The sequence below is a fragment of the Haemophilus sp. HMSC066A11 genome, from assembly GCF_001811665.1.
Taxonomy (GTDB): Bacteria; Pseudomonadota; Gammaproteobacteria; order Enterobacterales; family Pasteurellaceae; genus Haemophilus; species Haemophilus influenzae.
In genome coordinates this window covers 12,258-14,082 of sequence record NZ_KV805887.1, presented here as the reverse complement: position 1 = coordinate 14,082, position 1,825 = coordinate 12,258, and the positions used below count along the sequence as shown (strand labels likewise).

1 protein-coding gene is annotated in these 1,825 nt (G+C 31.9%); it reads left to right on the top strand.

The genetic code is table 11. The features are described 5' to 3' along the window. On the top strand, positions 1-1,825 hold a 1,825-nt coding region (locus tag HMPREF2813_RS08260), incomplete at both ends, for a TonB-dependent receptor domain-containing protein (RefSeq protein ID WP_148129916.1).

Sequence of the window (1,825 nt, the reverse complement as noted above, 5' to 3'; positions counted from 1 at the left end):
AAAAGCAGACCCATACAAAATTGAGCAAGATAGTACATTATTAAAATTCTCTTTTAACCCTACAGAAAATCATCGTTTTACCCTTGCAGCAGATTTATATGAACATCGTTCTCGTGGGCAAGATTTATCCTATACATTAAAATATCAAAAAACAAATCCTGATTTACCAGAGGTTGAATCTAGACATACAAATGATAAAACAAAGAGACGTAATATTTCCTTTAGCTATGAAAATTTCTCTCAAACGCCATTTTGGGATACGTTAAAAATTACTTTTTCAAAACAAAAAATAAAAACGAGAGCAAGAACTGACGAATACTGTGATGCCGGTGTAAGACATTGTCAGGGAACAGAAAATCCCACGGGACTAAAATTAACAGATGGGAAAATAACACGTCGAGATGGAACACCACTTAAATTTAAAGAAAAAACAACTAACGGAACTGAAAAAACCTATGACTTCGATAAATTTATTGATACTAATGATCAAGAAATAGAAGGTAAACTAACCCGAAAGAGAGCCTCTGAGACTTGGTATGATTGTTCAATATTTAATTGTAAAGATGGTACAAAAATCAACGTTTTTGAAGGTAAAAGACATTATGGCCATGAAGGAAAATGGAAAGAAGTTGAACTTGAAAAAAAAGAAATAAATGGCAAAACATTCGCTAGAATAAAGGATAAGGATAATAATAATTATAATTATGGTAAAATACAGTCTATTTTTCCTTCTTCACCGGGTTATTTAGAACGCCTATGGCAAGAGCGAGATTTAGACACCAACACCCAACAATTAAATTTAGATTTAACCAAAGACTTCAAAACTTGGCGTGTTGAACATAATCTACAATATGGTAGCTCATATAATACAACGATGAAGCGTATGGTTAATCGTGCTGGTAATGATGCCACTGATGTGCAATGGTGGGCTGAACGTACTCTAGGCACTAAAACAAACTTGTTTTCCCCCACACAACAAGAAATTCCACGAACCTGTGAAGATTCTTTGGATCCTAACCTTTGCCCTCGAGTTGATCCTGAATTTTCTTACTTATTACCCATTAAAACAACAGGAAAATCAGTCTATCTCTTTGATAATGTTGTTATAACTGATTATTTATCTTTTGATTTAGGTTATCGTTATGACAATATCCATTATCAACCAAAATATAAACACGGCGTTACACCGAAATTACCTGATGATATTGTGAAAGGATTGTTTATTCCATTAAATGGTAAAAATAATAATGATGAAGTTATTAAGAAAAACGTACAAGAAAATATTGACTATATCGCTAAACAAAACAAAAAATATAAAGCACATTCTTACAGTTTTGCTTCAACGATTGATCCAACGAGTTTTCTTCGTTTACAACTAAAATATTCAAAAGGTTTTAGAGCACCAACTTCAGATGAAATGTATTTTACCTTTAAACACCCTGATTTCACTATTTTGCCAAATACTAATCTAAAACCAGAGATAGCAAAAACAAAAGAAATTGCTTTTACATTACATCATGATGATTGGGGTTTTATCTCGACAAGTCTGTTTAAAACCAACTATAAAAACTTTATTGACCTAGTATATAAAGGAACACAAAGTTTTAAATTAGTTAGCGGAGGTGACACATTACCATTTTCTCTTTATCAAAATATAAATAGAGATAGTGCGGTAGTAAAAGGAATAGAAATTAATTCCAAAGTATTCCTTGGTAAAATGGCAAAATTTATGGATGGATTTAACCTAAGCTATAAATATACCTATCAAAAAGGCAGAATAAATGGCAATATACCAATGAATGCAATTCAGCCTAAAACGATGGTG